This is a genomic window from Stenotrophomonas sp. GL_101, assembly GCF_057835675.1.
In genome coordinates this window covers 2,416,077-2,434,085 of the sequence record NZ_CM174432.1, presented here as the reverse complement: position 1 = coordinate 2,434,085, position 18,009 = coordinate 2,416,077, and the positions used below count along the sequence as shown (strand labels likewise).

The 18,009-nt window shown below is 65.7% G+C and carries 11 protein-coding genes and 2 pseudogenes; 9 read left to right on the top strand and 4 right to left on the bottom strand.

What is annotated here, in order from left to right:
• Nucleotides 1-189: 189 nt before the first annotated feature.
• The 6 genes from AC3IR9_RS10700 (at nt 190) to AC3IR9_RS10675 (ending at nt 9,239) form a co-directional block, all read left to right on the top strand.
• Nucleotides 190-1,113 carry a LysR family transcriptional regulator gene (locus AC3IR9_RS10700; protein ID WP_489290640.1) on the top strand — a complete coding sequence of 308 codons (924 nt, stop codon included), beginning with the start codon at nt 190-192 and terminating at the stop codon, nt 1,111-1,113.
• A 254-nt stretch (nt 1,114-1,367) separates the two neighbouring features.
• A complete protein-coding gene (locus tag AC3IR9_RS10695) occupies nt 1,368-2,423 on the top strand; it encodes an alpha/beta hydrolase (RefSeq protein ID WP_489290638.1) in 1,056 nt (351 codons plus the stop codon).
• The gene (locus AC3IR9_RS10690) at nt 2,423-4,042 is read left to right on the top strand and encodes an N-acyl-D-amino-acid deacylase family protein (protein ID WP_489290636.1); all 1,620 of its coding nucleotides are present in this window, start codon (nt 2,423-2,425) and stop codon (nt 4,040-4,042) included. The genes AC3IR9_RS10695 and AC3IR9_RS10690 overlap by 1 nt, the downstream gene beginning before the upstream one ends.
• A gap of 37 nt (nt 4,043-4,079) precedes the next feature.
• The gene (locus AC3IR9_RS10685) at nt 4,080-5,525 is read left to right on the top strand and encodes a serine hydrolase domain-containing protein (protein ID WP_489290635.1); all 1,446 of its coding nucleotides are present in this window, start codon (nt 4,080-4,082) and stop codon (nt 5,523-5,525) included.
• A 203-nt stretch (nt 5,526-5,728) separates the two neighbouring features.
• On the top strand, nt 5,729-6,757 hold the full coding sequence (locus AC3IR9_RS10680; RefSeq protein ID WP_489290633.1) for a dipeptide epimerase: 1,029 nt from the start codon (nt 5,729-5,731) through the stop codon (nt 6,755-6,757).
• A 226-nt stretch (nt 6,758-6,983) separates the two neighbouring features.
• On the top strand, nt 6,984-9,239 hold the full coding sequence (locus AC3IR9_RS10675) for a TonB-dependent receptor (RefSeq protein WP_489290631.1): 2,256 nt from the start codon (nt 6,984-6,986) through the stop codon (nt 9,237-9,239).
• A gap of 115 nt (nt 9,240-9,354) precedes the next feature.
• On the opposite strand, the pseudogene AC3IR9_RS10670 reads toward AC3IR9_RS10675, so the two are convergent.
• A pseudogene (locus AC3IR9_RS10670) lies at nt 9,355-9,513 on the bottom strand (aldo/keto reductase); the annotation flags it as partial.
• 52 nt (nt 9,514-9,565) lie between these two features.
• On the opposite strand from AC3IR9_RS10670, the pseudogene AC3IR9_RS10665 reads away from it, so the two are divergent.
• Nucleotides 9,566-9,949, top strand: a pseudogene (locus AC3IR9_RS10665) (LysR substrate-binding domain-containing protein); the annotation flags it as partial.
• Here the strand turns inward: AC3IR9_RS10665 and AC3IR9_RS10660 are convergent.
• The 3 genes from AC3IR9_RS10660 to AC3IR9_RS10650 form a co-directional block, all read right to left on the bottom strand.
• Complete coding sequence (locus tag AC3IR9_RS10660) at nt 9,903-11,360, bottom strand: PepSY-associated TM helix domain-containing protein (RefSeq protein ID WP_489290629.1); 1,458 nt, start codon at nt 11,358-11,360, stop codon at nt 9,903-9,905. The pseudogene AC3IR9_RS10665 and the gene AC3IR9_RS10660 overlap by 47 nt on opposite strands.
• 1 nt (nt 11,361) lies before the next feature.
• Nucleotides 11,362-13,401: a TonB-dependent receptor gene (locus AC3IR9_RS10655; RefSeq protein ID WP_489290628.1), complete on the bottom strand. Its 2,040-nt coding sequence runs from the start codon at nt 13,399-13,401 to the stop codon at nt 11,362-11,364.
• 139 nt (nt 13,402-13,540) lie between these two features.
• Nucleotides 13,541-13,930, bottom strand: a complete 390-nt coding sequence (locus AC3IR9_RS10650) for a DUF2946 family protein (protein ID WP_489295787.1) — start codon at nt 13,928-13,930, stop codon at nt 13,541-13,543.
• Nucleotides 13,931-14,208: 278 nt separating this feature from the next.
• Between AC3IR9_RS10650 and AC3IR9_RS10645 the strand changes: the two genes are divergently transcribed.
• The gene (locus AC3IR9_RS10645) at nt 14,209-16,257 is read left to right on the top strand and encodes a TonB-dependent receptor (RefSeq protein WP_489290626.1); all 2,049 of its coding nucleotides are present in this window, start codon (nt 14,209-14,211) and stop codon (nt 16,255-16,257) included.
• Nucleotides 16,258-16,406: 149 nt separating this feature from the next.
• Nucleotides 16,407-17,981: a S15 peptidase family protein gene (locus AC3IR9_RS10640; protein ID WP_489290625.1), complete on the top strand. Its 1,575-nt coding sequence runs from the start codon at nt 16,407-16,409 to the stop codon at nt 17,979-17,981.
• Nucleotides 17,982-18,009 lie beyond the last annotated feature (28 nt).

The following is an 18,009-nucleotide window of genomic DNA, read 5'->3' as shown; positions in this document are numbered from 1 at the left end:
GTCCCGGGAGGTCCCGGATTTGCGTTGAAGAGACAGTACGCCCGGGACGATGGGGTCGGTAGATAGCGGTTTTTGCCATCAGAGTCCTATTAGGTGAACAATCGATGCCGGTGTGCTACATCTATCCCGTACCTCAAGGGCGCGAGCCATGCATGACCTGAACGACCTGGCGGAACCCTGGAGTAATCGATGACTCTTCCTGGTCGGTCGATCGATCTCAACGACCTGCTGTACTACGCGTGGGTCGTGGAGCACGGCGGCTTCTCGCAGGCGGGTCGAGCGTTGGGCGTCCCCAAATCCAAGTTGAGTCGTCGTATCGCGCTGCTGGAGGAACGACTGGGTGTCCGCCTGATCCAGCGATCGACACGCCGCTTCTCCATCACCGAGATCGGGCAGGACTACTACCGACATTGCAAAGCGATGTTGGTGGAGGCCGAAGCCGCAGAGGAGGCCGTTGCGCTGTCGCGCTCGGAGCCCCGGGGCGTCATCCGCGTGTCGTGCCCGGTCGCGCTGCTGCATGCAAGCATCGGTCAGATGCTCGCGGACTTTCTGGCACAGAACACCAAGGTGACCCTGGTGCTGGAAGCCACCAATCGTCGGGTCGACGTGGTCGGGGAGGGCATCGACGTGGCCATCCGCGTACGCCCGCCACCGCTGGAAGACAGCGATCTCATCATCAAGGTCCTGTCCAGGCGGATCTGGTGCATGGCGGCCAGCCCGGCATTGCTGGACCGTATCGGGCTACCGGCGGTTCCCGCGGACCTGGCGCGGTTCCCGACAGTCGATTTGAGCGGTCAGGAGCAATCGCACGTGTGGGAGCTGTCCGGAATTGGCGGGGCCACCGCCTCGGTGCACCACGTCCCCAGAATGCTGACCGACGACATGACCGCACTTGCAGCCGCTGCCGTTGCCGGTGTCGGCATCGTGATGCTGCCGAAGATGCTGCTGGCCGACCACCTGCGTCGCGGTGCGCTGGTGCAGGTCCTGCCGGACTGGACTCCCAAGCACGGGATCATCCATGCGGTGTTTCCTTCCAGGCGTGGCCTGCTGCCTTCCGTGCGCGCGCTGGTCGACCACCTCGGCGAGCGATTTCAGGCGCTGGACGAACCCTAGGGCTGCCCGGTGCGTAAGCATCCCGGCGGGACGGACGAGCGTCCCTGCCGCGCTGCACATTGACAATTCTCTCATTAGGACGTTTATATCCCTCTTGGGATTATCGTCAGCAGATCAGGACTGCATCGCGATCGGACCACCGGATCGGCGCACCCGCGAAATGATCACGCTCCCAACACACACGGGTTTTAGTACGGCATTCCAGAGAGCATGAAATGACACAGGTGAGCGGTTGGCGGCGAGTGTGGCGGTGGGTGAAGTGGCTCCTTCTGGGGCTGCTTGCCCTGTTGATCCTGCTCACCCTGGTCGGGGTGGTCTACGAGGCGCTGGGGCGCCGTAACGCCGAGGCGAACTTTCCGCTGCGCGGGAAAATGGTCGACATCGGCGGGCGCGCGATGCACATCGATTGCCGCGGCAGCGGCTCGCCAACGGTGATCCTGGAGTCCGGGCTGGGCACGGGCGGCACGCTCGACTGGACCTTGGTGCACGACCGGATCGCAGGCTTCACCCGCACCTGTGCCTATGACCGCGCGGGCATCCTGCGCAGCGACGCCAAGGATTCGCCGCAGCGCGCCGCCGCCGTGGCCGAGGACCTGCATGCGCTGCTGAAAGCGGCGGACATCTCCGATCCGCTGGTGCTGGTCGGTCATTCCATCGGCGGGCCGTACATCCGGACCTATGTGGGGCGCTATGGCGAGCAGGTCGCCGGGCTGGTGATGGTGGACCCCTCGCACCCCGATCAGATCGCCCGGCTCGGCAGCGTGGTGAGCGTCAATGTCCATCCAAGCAAGGTATCGCTGTTGATGAACACGGCCTCGGCGCTGTCCAGGACCGGCCTGGTGCGATTCCTGTTCTCGCGTGCCGACCAGGGCAAGCGGCCCAAGGACGAGGCCGCTGAGATAACCGCGTTTTCCAGCGCGTCGATCAAAGGCGCCAAATCCGAGGTCGATGGCTTTGACAGCACCATGGATGACGCGCGCGAGGTCCACAGTTTTGGCGATCGCCCGTTGATCGTGCTGACCGCATTGATGCCGTTCACCTCCAAAGAGCTGGCGGCGCTGGGCATGACCGCGGCGGAGGGCGGGCGATTCAAGCAGGAATGGCGCACCTTGCATGCCGAGCAGGCCGCCATGTCGACCCGTGGCCGGCAACAGATCGTGAGCGATTCCGGCCACTACATCCAGATCGACCAGCCTGATCGCGTGGTCGACGCGGTCCGTGAGGTCGTGGATGACGTGCGCGCAGAACAGCCCCAGCCGCACCCGGCAACCGGAATGCGCGGCGACCGTACCCCTGAGGAAATGGAATGATGAAGCGTAGAATTCTCTGGACGACCTTGTCGATGCTGCTTGCCACTACTGCGGCAGCCGCTGACTATGACCTTGTGATCCGCGATGGTCGCGTGCTCGACGGTGCCGGCAACCCGTGGGTCCGGGCCGATGTAGCGGTCAAGGATGGACGGGTGGTCCAGGTCGGTCAGATTCCCGGGCGTGGTACCCGCGAAATCGACGCACGGGGCCGCTATGTCGCGCCCGGTTTCATCGACATGATGGACCAGTCCGGCGCCGCGCTGCTCAAGGATGGCGCTGCGGAGAACAAGCTGCGCATGGGCGTGACCACCCTGATCGGGGGCGAGGGCGGACCGCCGGTACCGGCGGCCGGGATCCCCGGCTATTTCAGCACGCTGGAAACGCAGGGTATTTCCGTCAATTTCGGCACCTACTATTCGTCGACCCAGGCCCGGGTGCATGTGATGGGCGATGCGGCGGGAGCCCCCACCGCCAAACAGCTCGATGCGATGGGCGAGCAGGTCAAGGTCGCGATGGAGGCCGGCGCGTTCGGCATTTCCAGTGCGCTGATCTATGCGCCCAGCAGCTTCCAGAGCACCTCAGACCTCATTTCGTTGGCAAAGGTTGCCGCGCAATGCGACGGCTTCTATGCAACGCATATGCGTGACGAAAGCGAGGGCGTGGTCAAGGCCATCGAGGAAGCCATCGAGATCGGCGAGAAGGGCGGGGTCAAGGTTGAAATCTTCCACCTGAAGGCGGCCTTCGCTCCCCAATGGGGCAAGCTGATGCCACAGGCGCTGGCGACGATCAATGCGGCGCGGGCGCGCGGTGTCGATGTGGCCGCCGACCTCTACCCTTATACCGCCGGCGGCACCGGGCTGGAAATCATCGCGCCGAGCTGGGTCTGGGCCGATGGGCTGGAAAAGGGAATTGCGCGCCTGCGCGACCCAAAGGTGCGCGAGCGCATGAAAAAGGAAGTGGCCGCAGGCTCGATGCCGGGCTGGTCGAACCTGGTACATGCCTCGGGCGGCTTCGAGAACGTGCGTCTTGCCAATGGCTTCAGTGACAAGTACCGGCGCTTCCACGGCAAGAGCCTGGCCGAGATCGGTGCCGAGCTGAACCAGGATCCGGCCGATGCCGCGTGGGACATCGCGCTCGAAGGGCTGCCCAATCGCGCCGTCGCGCTGTACTTCATGATGAGCGAACAGGATGTCGAACTGGCACTGCGCCAGCCCTGGGTCAGCATCGGCAGCGATGCGGCGTCGGCGGTGAAGTTCGGCGAAGTCGACGCCCTTGGCCTGCCGCACCCGCGTGCGTATGCCACCTTCCCGCGCATCATCGCCGAGTATGTAAAGCGACGCCCGGTACTGTCGCTGGAGGATGCGGTCCGCAAGATGACGAGCTGGCCGGCACAGCGGATGGGATTGAGTGACCGTGGGCTGATCCGCGAAGGCATGCGCGCCGATATCGTGCTCTTCGACCTGGACACGCTGGATGATGTCGCCAGCTGGGAAGCGCCTACTGCATCGCCGACCGGCATCGAGACGGTGATCGTCAACGGTGTGGTCGCCTTCGACGGCGGCAAGCATACCGGTGCCAAAGCCGGGGCCGTGTTGCGCCACCAATGCCGCAAGGGCTGATCCACTCCATCGCTGCACAGATCAAAGGTCGTTCATCATGCTCGGACACTCTTCCCGGTGGGGCCTTGTCGCCCTGGCGCTTGCGGCATCCGGCCCGGCGCTCGCTGCCGCGCCACCGATCACCAGCCCGGGCGATCTGGGCACGGCGGTGGCCGCACAGATCGCATGCGCCGGTATATTCGTGGCCGAACGTGCCGAGGCCGACGTGCTGCGTGACGATATCCACGCGCTGGCGCCGTTCACCCAGGCAGTGGTGCTGTCGGTAGATCGCAAGGCAGGCACCGTGACCGCATCGGCCCCCGGTACGGCCACCCGTACCGCACTCCATCGTCCGGCAGTCGGCTGTACGCTGACCACCGGCGATGTAGCGCTCAAAACGCTCAATGCGCAGGCTGCCCGGCTCACGCCGCTGCAGCCGCTGTCGGCCAGGCCATGGCCGTTGGGGGATCTGCCGGTGGCCGCGCGCCAGGCCGCTGCCGAAACCAGGATCGACCGGGCCGCGCTGGATGCAGCGGTGCGTGCCGCCTTCGATGAGCAGAATATCGCAGGCTATCCCGACACCCGGGCGATCGTGGTGGTGCAGGGTGGCGCGATCGTTGCCGAGCGCTATGCACCGGGGTTTACACAGAACACCCCGATGCTCGGGTGGTCGGCAACCAAGAGCATCATGGGAACGCTGGTCGGCTTGCTGGTCGATGACGGCGTGCTCGCCCTGGATGCCCCCGCGCCGGTTGCCGAATGGCAGGGTGCGGGCGATCCCCGCGCAGCCATCACGCTGCGCCAGTTGCTGACGATGTCGAGCGGATTGACGTTCGTCGAAAGCTACCTGCCAGGCAACGAGTCGATCAAGATGCTGTTCGAGGCAGGCGACATGGGCGCCCTGGCTGCCGCGCTTCCCCTTGAGCACGCGCCGGGGACGCACTGGAGCTATTCGTCGGGCACCACCAACATCCTGTCGCGGATCGTGTTCGAGGCGACCGGCGGAACGCTGGAGGGCATGACCCGCTTTGCACAGACGCGGTTGTTCGCGCCCACCGGCATGAGCAGCGCGCTGATCGAACCGGATGAGTCCGGTGTGCTCGTCGGCAGTTCCTATGGCTATGCCACTGCCCGCGATTGGGCGCGCTATGGGCTGCTTCACCTCAACCGCGGTGAAGCCGGTGGCAAGCGGCTGCTGTCGCAGGCGTGGCTGGACTTCGCACTGACGCCGACCCTGGCCTCGGCGCGGCCTTCCTATGGTGCGCAGCTTTGGTTGAACCGGGCCGAGGCCGGGGAAGCGGAAGCGGGGCGCAAGGTGCTGCAGGATGTGGCGCCCGATGCCTTCATGGCGATGGGCCACAATCACCAGATCGTGGCGGTGATCCCGTCGCAGGACGCGGTGATCGTGCGCCTGGGCTGGACCCCGGAAGGCAAGAAGTTCGACTGGAACAAGCATCTGTCGCAGATCGCCGCCGCGCTTGCCCCGGCGACCCCTGCGAAGTGACCGTGACGCCGGTGGCGACGATCGCTGCCGGCCACCCCTGACTGCAGAAATGCGAAACGCCATTGACAGTTCTCCAAAGAGACAACTATTGTCTCAAATAGAGAATCATTCGATAGAAGGCAGGGGAACAGGATGTGTTCGATCAAGCCGTGGGCAGTGCTGCCCGGAACGCGTGAGACTGTCGCCAGATCGGTGAGTGTCTGATGGCGCGCCTGACACTCGGAGTCTCGGTCGAGGCATTGCGCCTTGCGGTTCCCTTTCGCATTGCCAGCCATGTATTCGATAGCCGGAATGCCTGCCTGGTCACCCTGGATGACGGCACGCACGTGGGCCGGGGTGAAGCGACCGGGGTCTATTACCTCGGTGAAACCATCGACAGCCTCCGCGCCGCGCTGGACGCCGCGCGTGATGCGATCGAGGCGCATCCGACGCGCGAAGAACTGCGCGCGATCCTGCCAGCCGGCGGGGCGCGCAATGCGGTCGATGCCGCGCTGTGGGAACTGGAATCCAAACGCACGGGCAAACCGGTGTGGGCGCTTGCCGGTGTGGACGCGCCGCGGCCGTTGCCGACGACCTTCACCCTCGGCGCCGACGAGCCGGCAAGCATGGCCGCTGCGGCCGTCGCCTATCGCCAGGCGCGCTCGATCAAGGTCAAGTTGACCGGTGATCTCGATCTCGACATCGCGCGCGTCGATGCCATCCGCGCGGCGCGCCCGGAGGTGTGGCTGGGGGTCGATGCCAACCAGGGCTATCAGATCGGCGATCTCGACCGGCTGGTGACGGCCATGGTCGCCGCCGAGGTCTCACTGATCGAGCAACCGCTGGCACGCGGGCGTGAATCGGACCTCGACGGGTTCGTATCGCCCATTCCCCTGGCCGCAGACGAAAGTGCGTTGACCTTGGCCGATGTCGAAGGACTGAAAGGCCGCTTCAGCGTGTTCAACATCAAGCTCGACAAGTGCGGCGGCTTGACCGAAGCGCTGATGATCGCCGCTGCGGCACGCGACGCCGATCTGGGCGTGATGGTCGGCTGCATGGTGTGCAGCAGCCTGGGCGCCGCGCCGGCCTTCGTGGTCGGGCAGCGATGCGATCTTGTCGATCTCGACGGGCCGACCTTTCTCAAGCAGGACCGCACGCCGGCTGTCATCTATCGCGACGGCACGATCTGGTGCGACGAGGCGGTATGGGGGCAGGGCGCTGAGGCAGGCCGGCCCAGCGCCATATCGACCTGAATGCGCCCATGTTGCGATGCATGATTGACACTTCTCTGTTCAGGACTATTGTGGCCTATATGGGCTTGTGAACAAAACCTTCACAAGCGCATCAGTGCCGCGCTGCCGATGTCACCGCCGGCAGATGTACGGAACGTCGTCACCCCTGCTGCTGCGCTACTCCCATGAGCCGCATTCCACGCCCACCCAAGTGGGCGTCCACCTTCGCTACCGAGGTGTCACCACCATGAGTCACTGTTCGCTCCGAATGAACGCGTTGTCGCTGGCCTGCACTGCAGGCATCCTGGCCCTGGGCTGCAGCGCAACGGTGCTGGCGCAGGATGCGGCCGCTCCCACCCAGCGCGACGACCTGCACACGCTCGAGACGGTGACGGCGACCGCGCAGAAGCGCGTGGAAGTGGTGACCGACATCCCGATGTCGATCAGCGTGATCAGCGAAGAGCAGCTCGACCGCCTGCAGGTCAACAACGTCAACGACCTGGCCGGTCTGATTCCCGGCCTGCAGGTCTCCAGCCTGGGCGCACCGGGCCGTTCGACGATCTCGATCCGTGGCATCACCCCGATGGGCAACACCGCCTCGACGTCGATCTATGTCGATGACGTCCCGCTGACCGCCAATGGTTCGCTGTCCGGTGCCACCTCGGGCATGTTCGACCTGCTGCCCTACGACGTACAGAGCGTGGAAGTGCTGCGCGGCCCGCAGGGCACGCTGTACGGCGCCAGTGCACTGGGCGGGGTGGTCAAGTACGTGACCAAGCGGCCGGACCTGGAGTATTTCGCCGGCCGCGCCGGCGCGACGATGCGGGTCGTCGACGACGGTGGCCGGGTTGGCCATTCCGAGCGCGCGGCGATCAACGTGCCGCTGGTGAAAGGTCAGCTGGCGCTGCGCGCCAGTTACGCCGAACAGACCAGCCCGGGCTGGATCGACAACAGCGTGCTGCATCGCCGCGATACCAACGACGTGCGCCAGAACGCCGGTCGCCTGTCGCTGCTGTGGAAAGCGTCGGACACCGTTGACGTGCTGCTGACGGCGATGCGCCAGGAAAACAAGGGCGACAATTTCGCGACGGTCGCACTGGATCCGGTCACCTTCAAACCCAAGCTGCCCGGCTATGCCAACGAGTACCTGCTCCTGCAGCCGAGCACGATCAAGTACGACGTCTACGGGCTGAGCGTGGACTGGGATCTGGGCTGGGCAGATTTCACCTCCTCCAGCAGCTGGATGAAGTCCAACTCGTGGCGGCTGCAGGACCAGTCGGTGGAATACGTTCCGTTGCTGGGGCAGACGCCTGGCGTGGGCCCGGTAATGGCCTACGCCGCGCTGGACACCGACATCGAACTCAAAAAATGGACCCAGGAGCTGCGCCTGACCTCCAAGGGTGACAGCCGCCTGCAATGGCAGCTGGGTGCGTTCTATACCGACGAAGATGCCGCCTACATCGAAAATGGCAGTGCATTGAGCCCGGCACTCAACCCGGTGCTCGCCCTGTTCACCGCCTCGGTGTTGACCAGCTACCGTGAAAAGGCGCTGTTTGGAAACACCACCTGGAAATTCACCGACCGTTTTGATCTGGCGCTGGGCGTGCGCCATGCGCGCAACGACCAGGTATTCCGACAGACCCTGGGCGGCCCGCTCGGTGGGGACGGGGTGCAGCGGATCACCGACTCGTCGGAAAGCGTGACCACCTGGAGCGCCAGTCCACGGCTGTTCCTGGGCAAGGACACCATGGCCTATCTGCGCGTCGCCACCGGTTACCGTGCCGGCAGTCCCAATCCCATCCTCCCGGCTGCGCCCGAGGTGCCGTCGCAGGTCAAGTCGGACACCCTGACCAATTACGAAGCCGGCCTGAAGACCCACTTCTGGGATCGTCGTGCACTGGTGGAAGTGGCCGCGTTCCGGATCGATTGGGATGACATCCGCCTGAACCTGGTCACGCCGCAGGGCATCTCCTACGGCGTCAACGGTGGCAGTGCACGCAGCCAGGGCGTTGAATTCACCGGTGCACTGATGCCGATGGACGGGCTGCGCCTGAGCGCCAGCATGGCCTACACCGATGCCAAGCTGACCGCGCCGATTCCTCCGGCGCGCCCCGGCGCGGGGGCCAACCAGGCCGAATCCGGCGCCCGGCTGCCACAGGTGCCGGAGTGGGCGGGCAGCCTGCAGGCCGACTATCAGTTCCCGACGCGCGGCGAATGGGGCTGGAGTGTCGGCGGTGCGCTGCGCTATTACGGCGAGCGTGAGGCCTCGGTGGCGTCAGCACAGTCCATCGAGCTGCCCGGCTACACCTCCCTGGACCTGACTGCCGAAGTGAGCAGCCAGAACTCGACCATCCGCTTCTTCATCACCAACGTGACCAACAAGGATATCTACGTTGCCGCCGGCAGGACCTTGCCTGCGGGCAGCGCCACCAATTACCGGCGCTGGAACGCGGTCATGATGCAGCCGCGGACCGTGGGTGTTTCGTTCGACTACAGCTTCTGATCCAGGCTTGCCAGGGCGTCGCGGCACCCTCCGGTGCCGCGGCCGCTCGGCGGGGCCCGGCGGAATCCTGCGCCGATTCAACGGGTTTCCGGTTTGACCCCGTCTGACGGAACGCTCAGCGTGAGATCTGCGCGACGGCGTTGAGTGCGCTGACGTCCTGGTCGTCGAGCACCCAATGGGCCGACGCCATGTTCTCGCGCAGGTGATCCAGCGAAGAGGTACCGGGAATGGGCAGGATGTTGGGTGACCGGCGCATCAGCCAGGCGAGTGCCACCCAGCCAATGGAGAACAGGCTGTACGGGATTACGGACAATGCGTACCCATCTGGCCGGCCATCGCATCCCCGCGAGCTGCTGGCGCATGCCTGCATACGGGGGCGCTTTCCCAGCGGCGCGATCGCGGAATGGGAGTTCCAGCGTGGGCCGGACGTGATCACCATTGCCCCACGCGGGCAGCTGCTGGTGGAGATCGGCGGCGGCATTGACCTGGCAGTGGAAGCGGCCGTGGCCGGCAGCGGCATCATCCATCTGTTCGAGGACTGGCTGCAGCCATACCTGGCGTCCGGCGCACTGGAGCCGGTGCTGCAGCCGTGGTGGCAGTCGTTCTCCGGTCCGTATCTGTATTACCCGAACCGGACCCTGATCCCGCCGGCGCTGAGGATGTTCATCGACTTCGTGAAGGCGCTGCCCGATCGCGCCGGCATCGGATAGGCCGGCGCCAACCGCCTGTCGCGATGAAGTCCGCGATACCCACCACCAACAGCGACAGGCCCACCAACGGAAACAGCACGCCTCCCACGCACAGCAGTGCGAAGACGATGGCCATCGTTCGCCCTTGCCTGGGCAGCGCTGGCACGCCAATACCGCCCATGGGGCGCCGCTTCCACCACATCACCGCGCCACTGACGCACAGCAGGATGATCGCGGTGCAGGCGGTGATCAGGAACAGCCGATTGAAGCTGCCGTACTCCTGTCCCAGGTGAACGTTGATGCCCCATTCCAGTCCGCGGCCCAGGGCACCGTAATCGGCGTAGCCCATGTCCAACAGGACCCGGCCGCTGTACTGGTCCAGGTGGACCACCCGCTGGCGCGCCAGGTCCTCCGGGTAGACCGAGGCGGTATAGACACCCATCGGGCCACGCGGCAGCGCCACGCTGTAGCCCGGCGCCATGCCAAGCCGGTTGAACCGATCCAGCGCCGCATCGATTCCGATGGCACCCGGCTGTGGCGACAGGTCCCCCAGTGCGCCGCCACCGTGCCCCGCATGCCCGGCGTGTTTGTCGGCGTGGGCGTGCTGGGCGCGTGGCAGCGACGACACCGGCAGCTGTGCCTGCTGCATCGACCAGGTCGGCATGGTGGTATCGGCGAGCCGTTGATGCGACATCGGTACGTCCACGCGGACGCCGGCCGGATAGCCGTACTGCTGTCCATTGGCCCAGGCATTGACCTGGTTGCCCCAGACCACCGACCAGGGCATGCCGGTCACCGCCAGGAACAACAACACCGCGCCAACCCAGACGCCGGTCACCGCGTGCAGGTCGCGCCAGAACAAGCGCTGCACCGGTCGCCCGCGCACGCTGGTGATGCCGCCCTGTTGCCCGCGCGGCCACCAGAGATAGAGGCCTGTCAGCACGAGCAGGATGGCCCAGCCGGCGGCGATCTCGATCAGCGCACTGGCGTAGTTGCCGAGCAGATCCAGGCTGTGCAGCCGCCGCACCACGCCGGAGAAGGTTCCCTTCTCCGGCAGGTGGCCGAGCACCCGCGCCGGGCCGGGATCGATGTAGTAGATCTCGCGCCGCCCGTCGCCCTGCAGCACGCCGATTTCCACACTCCCGTCGGCGCGCTCAGGCGTGCTGTAGCGGAACACCTCCCCCTTGCTCACCGCCATTACGGCGCCGATCTGGGCACTGGGGAGCGACGCGGCAGCCGGCGTGGCATCGACCACCTTCAGATCGTGGTGCACCCAGCGATCAATGGGCTTCTGGTAGAGGTAGACCGCCCCGGTCAGCGCCAGCCAGGCGATGAAAGGCAGCACGAACAGACCAGCATAGAAGTGCCACCGCCACACCGCACGGTAGAAGCGCCAGCGATCGGAGCGGTGCGGGTTGGCAACGGCATCCATGTCAGAGCTCCCGGGTCCAGCTCAGGTAGAGTGCGCGGCCATCACCGGGCGAGTAGCCGGCGGACCCACTGTCATACCAGGCATACACATAGAAGCGGTCGGTGGCGTTCTTCAGCTGCAGGGCAAGGCTGTTGCGCGGGTCCAGGCGGTAGGTGGCACTCAGGTTCAACAGTGCATAACCGCCATGGCGGCCCAGCGTATTGGTGCGCTCCACGAAGTAGTCGCCCTGGCCATTGCCCCAGGCGCTGAAGGTCCAGTCGGCGATGGGCGAATACGCCACGCCGGCGCTGGCCAGCCAGTTCGGCACGTTTTCGATCTGCCGCCCACGGGTCTGCGGCGCGCTCGGGTCCGGCGCCTCGATCACCGCCTTCTGCCGCGAGTACGACGCCCAGGCACGCCAGTGCGCGTCGGCCTGCCACGTCAGCTGCGCGTCCCAGCCCCGGCGCAGGGTTTGGCCCACGTTGCCGACCTCGTTGCTGCCCACGGTGCCGTTGACACCCAAAACGGTGGCCACCTCGTCGGAGGCCCGCTGTTCCCAGTAGGCGAGGCGGGTCTGCAGGCCGTGGCCCGGCGCCCACTTGATGCCGGTTTCCCAGCCCTCGTTGATCGAGGGCGACAGGTTGCTGGCCTGCGTGCGGTAGGCGCCGTTGCCGCTGCCGATCTGGAAGCTGCGGCCCCAGTTGGCGTAGGCAACGGTGGTGCTGCCCAGGTCATAGGACACGCTCAGTTTGGGCTGCTTGATCAATCCGTAGTCGTACACCGGCGCCCGGCTACCGGCGGCCACATTGCGGAAACCGCCGTCGATCCGGTCCACCCGGTAGGCCGGCACGATCTTCAGCGCGTCCATTGGCCGGATTACCGCCTGGACATACGCACCGCGGATATCGAGATCGAAATCCCAGTCGCGCAGCGTGGCCTGGCGCACGCGCGCCACGGTGCGGTAGCGGGCCGCGGCGTTGTCCTGCCATTGCCCGTCCACGCCGGCATCCAGCACCACCTCGGCCAGCGCTGTGCTGGGACGCCAGGTGGTGTTGAGGATCAGCCCGCGATGGGTCTCATCGTTGAAACGTTCCTGCTGCGCGCCGCCGGCGGTGAAGGTCACCCAGCGCTGGTTGCGGTAGTGGTTCTGGTAGGCCTTGGCATTCCACTGCCAGTCGCTGCCCAGCGTGCCATCGAGATGCAGTGCGGTCTGCACGGTCTCGCGCTCGCTGCGGTCATCGCGCGCATAGTCCGGCGACTGCTTCGGATCGGCCTGCACCTCGGCGTAGCTGAGATAGCCCGCTTCCAGCGCTGCGTTGCTGTAGTAGCGGCTGCTCAGCCCCGCGCGCCACCGGCCATCGGGGTCGGTATAGAACCACTTGCCGGCGAAGCTGCGCTGCGTGCCATCGGCATGCTCGCGCTCACCGTCCGCGCCACGCCAGCCGACGAAGTAGTTCTGCGACCAGGCGCCGTTCTCGAACCCTTTGGCCAGCTGCACGTCCTGGGTGCCGAAGCTGCCCACGGTCACGCTCAACTGACCGTCATTGCCGCCCTGGCGGGTCAGCACGTTGACGTTACCGGCGATGGCATGCAGGCCATGGCGGGCGTCGTTGGTACCGCGCACGATCTCCATCGCGGTGATGTCCAGCGGAAACACCGCATCCAGGTAGGGCATGCCGCCGGCATTGTCATTGCTGGGGATGCCATCGATCAGCAGCTTGACCGCATTGATGCGGCCTTCGCCGTTGAACCCGCGGAAAGAAAAACGACCCGCATCGGTGCCCATCTTGAACTGGGTGACCTGCACGCCGGGGGCGGTCATCAGCAGCTCCCAGCTGTGGTCCACCTTCTGCTGCTGCAGCAGGTCGCCGCCGAGGATGTCCACCGAGGTGAACACCGCGCCTGCGGAACGTTCGCGATCGGCTGCCGCGCGAGCCTGCACGGTGCCCAGCGTCAGCACGGTGCCGTCCTGGGCCGAGACCTGCGTGGGCGTCACGGCAGCGCACGCGAGTGCGGCCAGAGTGGCCGTGGAAAGCGGGCCAATAGAGTGAAGTCTGTTCATTGTGCACAACATCGAGATGCCGCGATCACCGCGTGATCGAGACAGGAGAAAGAACCGGCAGGTCAGCCGGGCACTGGATGGGCAGGGGAAGATCCAGGTCCATGCGCACCGCGATGCGCGCTTCAGGACGTGCGCTGGATCAGCAGGCCAGTGCGGGTGGGCCGCGCGCGCCCAGCGTGCCCGGGGCAGGGGAGCATCGGGTGTCGACCCGTCCTGCCAATGCACGAAAGACCGCCAGCCAGGTGGCCAGCAGCAGGAGCAATGCAACGAGCAGGCTGATCATCCGGGCGGCGATCAGGCAGTAGTCGCAGTCCACGCCCATCTCATGCTCGGCATGCGGATCGGTGGACGCCGCCGCATCGGCATGCGCGGGCATCGTCATCATGGCGTGGTGCAGGGGGTGTGCCGACGCCGCATCGGACTCCATGGCCGGGTGATGCCCGGCAGGGGTGTCCGGTGCCTGCATGGCCGCAGCCATTGGATGCGCCAACGCGCGGCTGATCAGTGGCGCCACCACCACCAGGAGCATGGCCAGGCATGCCCAGGCGTAAAGCCAGCGGTGGAGGACGGGGTAGCGCACGCGCCAGAGTCTAAGGGAAGCAGCGCCAACGCCAGCGGCAAAAATGCCCCGGCAGGCGCTTCTGCGACTGTATGTCGCAGGTGCTGGCAAGTGGGCGGCCGCGGTCGGATTGCGCACGCCCCACGCGGGAACCAGGCAAAGTCCCCTCGTTTTATCGAAATGTTATAATATTGCAAATCGGGTCGCGTTCTCGATCTCAGTTCCCCCCCATTGCCTCCCAGGTCTCCATGAAAACCCCTGTTCTCGTGGTCGCGATCGCGGCCGCTTGCTTGACCCGACCGGCATACGCCCAGTCTGGTGATTCCACGTTGACCCTCGGCAAGGTCGATGTCCACCAGCAGGCAGAGGGGCCGTTGAGCGCCCATCAGATACTGACCTCGGTGGATGTACTGGGCGCCGACCAGATCCAGGACAGGAACGTGTCCCAGAGCTGGGAACTGCTGGGCCAGATGCCCGGTATCCAGCTGACCGAAACGCGTCAGGGCGCCGAGTCCGGCAAGGTCAGCTTTCGTGCCTTCAACGGCGAGGGCTACCTCAACGCGATCAAGACCCTCATCGATGGCGTCCCCAGCAACGTCAACAGTGGCAACCAGCGCTTCATCGACATGCTGTTCCCACTGGAGATCAGCTATATCGAAGTGGTGCGCGGTACCAACGACCCGCGCTACGGCCTGCACAACATCGGCGGCAACGTGAATTTCGGCACGCGGCAGGGCGGCAACTACACCGACGCACGCCTGGGCTACGGTAGCGACAACACCCGCAGCGGGCAGTTGGCCGTCGGGCGACAGGACAATGGCGTTGCACAGAACTACTTCATCGGTGTGCAGGACTCCGATGGTTACCGCGACCATGATGCCTCGAAGAAATACACCCTCGGCGGCAAATGGTTCTATGGAACGCTGGACGACGATGGCCTGCGGGTGGGGCTGACCGCACGCGCGTACCACCAGCAGGCCGAGGAGCCGGGCTTCATGACCGCAGCGGAAATGCAGGCCGGCCGTCGCGGCACGGCCATCCGCAACGGCAATGACGGTGATGATCGCGATATGCGCCAGGTCGCCGCCCATATGGACCTGAGGCTGGCCGACAGCCTCGTCTTTGGCGCACTGCTGTACTACAACCGCTATGAGGATGACCGCCGGGTCACCTTCAGTGACCTGCCAGGCGGAAACGCGCCGCGCCAGCGTCGCATCTGGGACGAGCGGCAGGCAGGGATGCTCACCACACTCACCTGGAAGGCCAACGACCTGCTCAGCCTGGAAGGTGGCATCAACTACGAGCACCAGGACAACGGGTACCAGCGTCTGCGCTTCAACTATGCCGCGCCTACCGATTTCCAGACCACGCCCGCACGCATCCAGAACGATGACCGGCATACCTTCGGCAACTGGGGCAGCTATGTGCAGGCGATCTACCAGCCGACCGAAGCGCTCAGGATCGTACCGGCGTACCGCGTTGATCGATACGATGGCCATACGCGTCTGCCCGATGGCACCACGGGCAGGTTGCAGCGCGACGGCAGCATCCACCAGCCCAAGTTGAGCCTGGTGTATGCGCTGTCGCCCGATGCCAATGTGTACGCCAACTGGGGGCGCACCGCGCAGGTGCTGACCGGGTCCACGGCACCGGCCTACCTGACCCCGGGCCAGGCCGACATGCGTCCTTCGACCAATACCGGGGTGGAGCTGGGGATGAAATTCAGCCCGTTCCCGGGTGCCCAGGCGCGTCTGGCCGCATGGCAACAGGTGGCGGAAAATGAGACCTCCAACATGCCGGCCACGGGCACGACCGTGCAGCTGGGCAAGACCCGCCGACGCGGCGTGGATGCACAGATCAGCGCGGAGATCGGCGACCGTTGGACACTCTGGGCTTCCCATGCCTACCAGGAAGCGAAGATCAAACGCGACGGCCGCATCGATGTCGATTCGCTGGAGGGCAACGAGGTGGCCGCCGTACCGCGCCATATCAGCAACCTCGGCGTGACGTTACGGGCAACCGATGCGCTGCAGTTCGGGCTGCAGGGCCGCGCGCAGGGAGATTACTACCTGGAGGAGCAGAACGTGGCCGGAAAGCATGGCCGCTTTGCGGTGCTGGACCTGAGCACGAAATACCAGCTCACCCCGGCCTGGAGCGTGGACCTGCAGCTGAAGAATGCTACCGGCCGCGAGTATGCATATGTCTGGTACGACAGCTTCTTCCAGGCCACGGCACAGCCGATGTTCTCCCCTGCGGCGGGGCGCTCGCTGTACATCGGCGTCAACCTGGCGCTGTGAGGGCAGGGCATGCGCCCAGGGTCCTTGCGGTACCCGCGCGTGATGCCACGGAGCCGCCGACTTTCGCATGCTGCATCGCAAGGTGCCCCGGACCATTCGCACTGGTACGGTTCGCCTCGACGCACTCACTGCGACGGGGAGAGACGACGATGCGCAAGGTATTGTTGCTGTTGATCCTGCTGGCCGGGCTGTCACCGGTTGCCTGGGCAGGAACGGTCAAAACCACCTACCGTACGGTATCCAGCTGGGACGGGACGCCGCTCGGGGTTTTCGTGATCGAGCCGCAGGACCAGGGCCCGGGCAAGCTGCCCTTGCTGGTGATGCCCAGCAGTTGGGCGGTGCCGGGCGTGGAGTACGTCGGGGTGGCCCAATCACTGGCCCAGCGGGGTTACGTGGTCCTCAGTTTCAGCTCGCGCGGCTTCTGGGAATCCGGCGGCGCCATCGATATCGCCGGGCCGGCCACGGTCGAGGACGTCAGTGCACTCATCGATTGGGCGCTGGCCAATACCCAGGCCGACCCTGCGCGGATCGGCGTTTCCGGCATCTCCTACGGTGCCGGGACCAGCCTGCTGGCCGCGGCGCGCGACCCCCGCATCAAGGCCGTCGCCGCCCTCAGTGGCTGGGCGGACCTGCGATCCGCGCTTTACAGCAACGACACCCCCAGCGCACAGGGCATCGCCCTGTTGGTAGCGGCAGGGGTGGTGACCGGGCGCGCGGGACCAGAGTTGAGCGCCATCAACCGCAACGTACTGGTTGGCAACTTCCAGGGCGCGGTGGATTCGCTGTTGCCGGTGGCGTCGATCCGCAGCCCGGCCGCGAGCCTGGAGGAGATCAACACCAACCGCCCGGCCGTGTTCCTGGCCAATGCCTTCAACGACAGCCTGTTCCCCCCGGGGCAACTGGTGGATTTCTTCAACGCACTGAAGGGACCCAAGCAGCTTCAGCTGCGCCACGGCGACCACGCGCTCAATGAGGCACTGGGTGCACTGGGCGTACCCAACGAGGTCTACGCCTCGGTAGGCGACTGGTTCGACCACTATCTCAAGGGCGAAGCCAATGGCATCGATCGCCAGCCGGCCGTGCAGTTGAAGTCGCAGAAGGGCACGTGGAGCGGGTATGCGAACTGGCAGGCCACTGCCGCCGGTGCCACGAGTTATTCGCTGACTGCGCCAGGCGGCTTGATACTGCCCAGCGGCGGGCTGGCCGAAGGAGCGCGAAGCAACGGTTGGCGCTACACCATCGGCAGTGGCCTGCCTACCGCAGCCAACTCCGGCGTGGCGATGGTGTCCGGCGGGCTGCAGATGGTCGACGTCCCGCCGGGGGCCTACCTGCCCTGGGTGGCCCGCAATGCCGCCGGGGTATGGCGGGGGCCGACATACTGGAGCGCGCGGCGGCTGGATGGCACGCCGGAGCTGCGCGTGACCGTCACCCCGACAAAGGCCAACACCACCCTCTATGCCTATCTCTATATGGAAGATGTGCTGGGCAACGGCCAGCTGATCAGCCACAAGCCTTACACCCTGCGCGGCGCAACGCCGGGCCAGGCAACCACCCTGGACCTGCGGCTGGAGGCGAGCAGCTGGAACATTCCGGCGGGCAATCGCCTGACCCTGGTGGTGGATACGGTGGACGTGCGTTATGCCGGTATCAGCCAGCTGGGTGGGGCAGTGACCTTCAGTTCACCGGTCGCAGCGCCTTCGCTGTTGAGGGTGCCGTTGCACTGAGGCGGCTGGAGTCCAGCGGGGGTGCCGC

Excerpts from the sequence above, each read along its gene's own strand:
- AC3IR9_RS10700 (WP_489290640.1), top strand. The coding sequence starts at position 190 with ATGACTCTTCCTGGTCGGTCGATCGATCTCAACGACCTGCTGTACTAC.
- AC3IR9_RS10690 (WP_489290636.1), top strand. The coding sequence starts at position 2,423 with ATGAAGCGTAGAATTCTCTGGACGACCTTGTCGATGCTGCTTGCCACT.
- AC3IR9_RS10685 (WP_489290635.1), top strand. The coding sequence starts at position 4,080 with ATGCTCGGACACTCTTCCCGGTGGGGCCTTGTCGCCCTGGCGCTTGCG.
- AC3IR9_RS10680 (WP_489290633.1), top strand. The coding sequence starts at position 5,729 with ATGGCGCGCCTGACACTCGGAGTCTCGGTCGAGGCATTGCGCCTTGCG.
- AC3IR9_RS10675 (WP_489290631.1), top strand. The coding sequence starts at position 6,984 with ATGAGTCACTGTTCGCTCCGAATGAACGCGTTGTCGCTGGCCTGCACT.
- AC3IR9_RS10660 (WP_489290629.1), bottom strand. The coding sequence starts at position 11,360 with ATGGATGCCGTTGCCAACCCGCACCGCTCCGATCGCTGGCGCTTCTAC.
- AC3IR9_RS10655 (WP_489290628.1), bottom strand. The coding sequence starts at position 13,401 with ATGAACAGACTTCACTCTATTGGCCCGCTTTCCACGGCCACTCTGGCC.
- AC3IR9_RS10650 (WP_489295787.1), bottom strand. The coding sequence starts at position 13,930 with ATGCTCCTGGTGGTGGTGGCGCCACTGATCAGCCGCGCGTTGGCGCAT.
- AC3IR9_RS10645 (WP_489290626.1), top strand. The coding sequence starts at position 14,209 with ATGAAAACCCCTGTTCTCGTGGTCGCGATCGCGGCCGCTTGCTTGACC.
- AC3IR9_RS10640 (WP_489290625.1), top strand. The coding sequence starts at position 16,407 with ATGCGCAAGGTATTGTTGCTGTTGATCCTGCTGGCCGGGCTGTCACCG.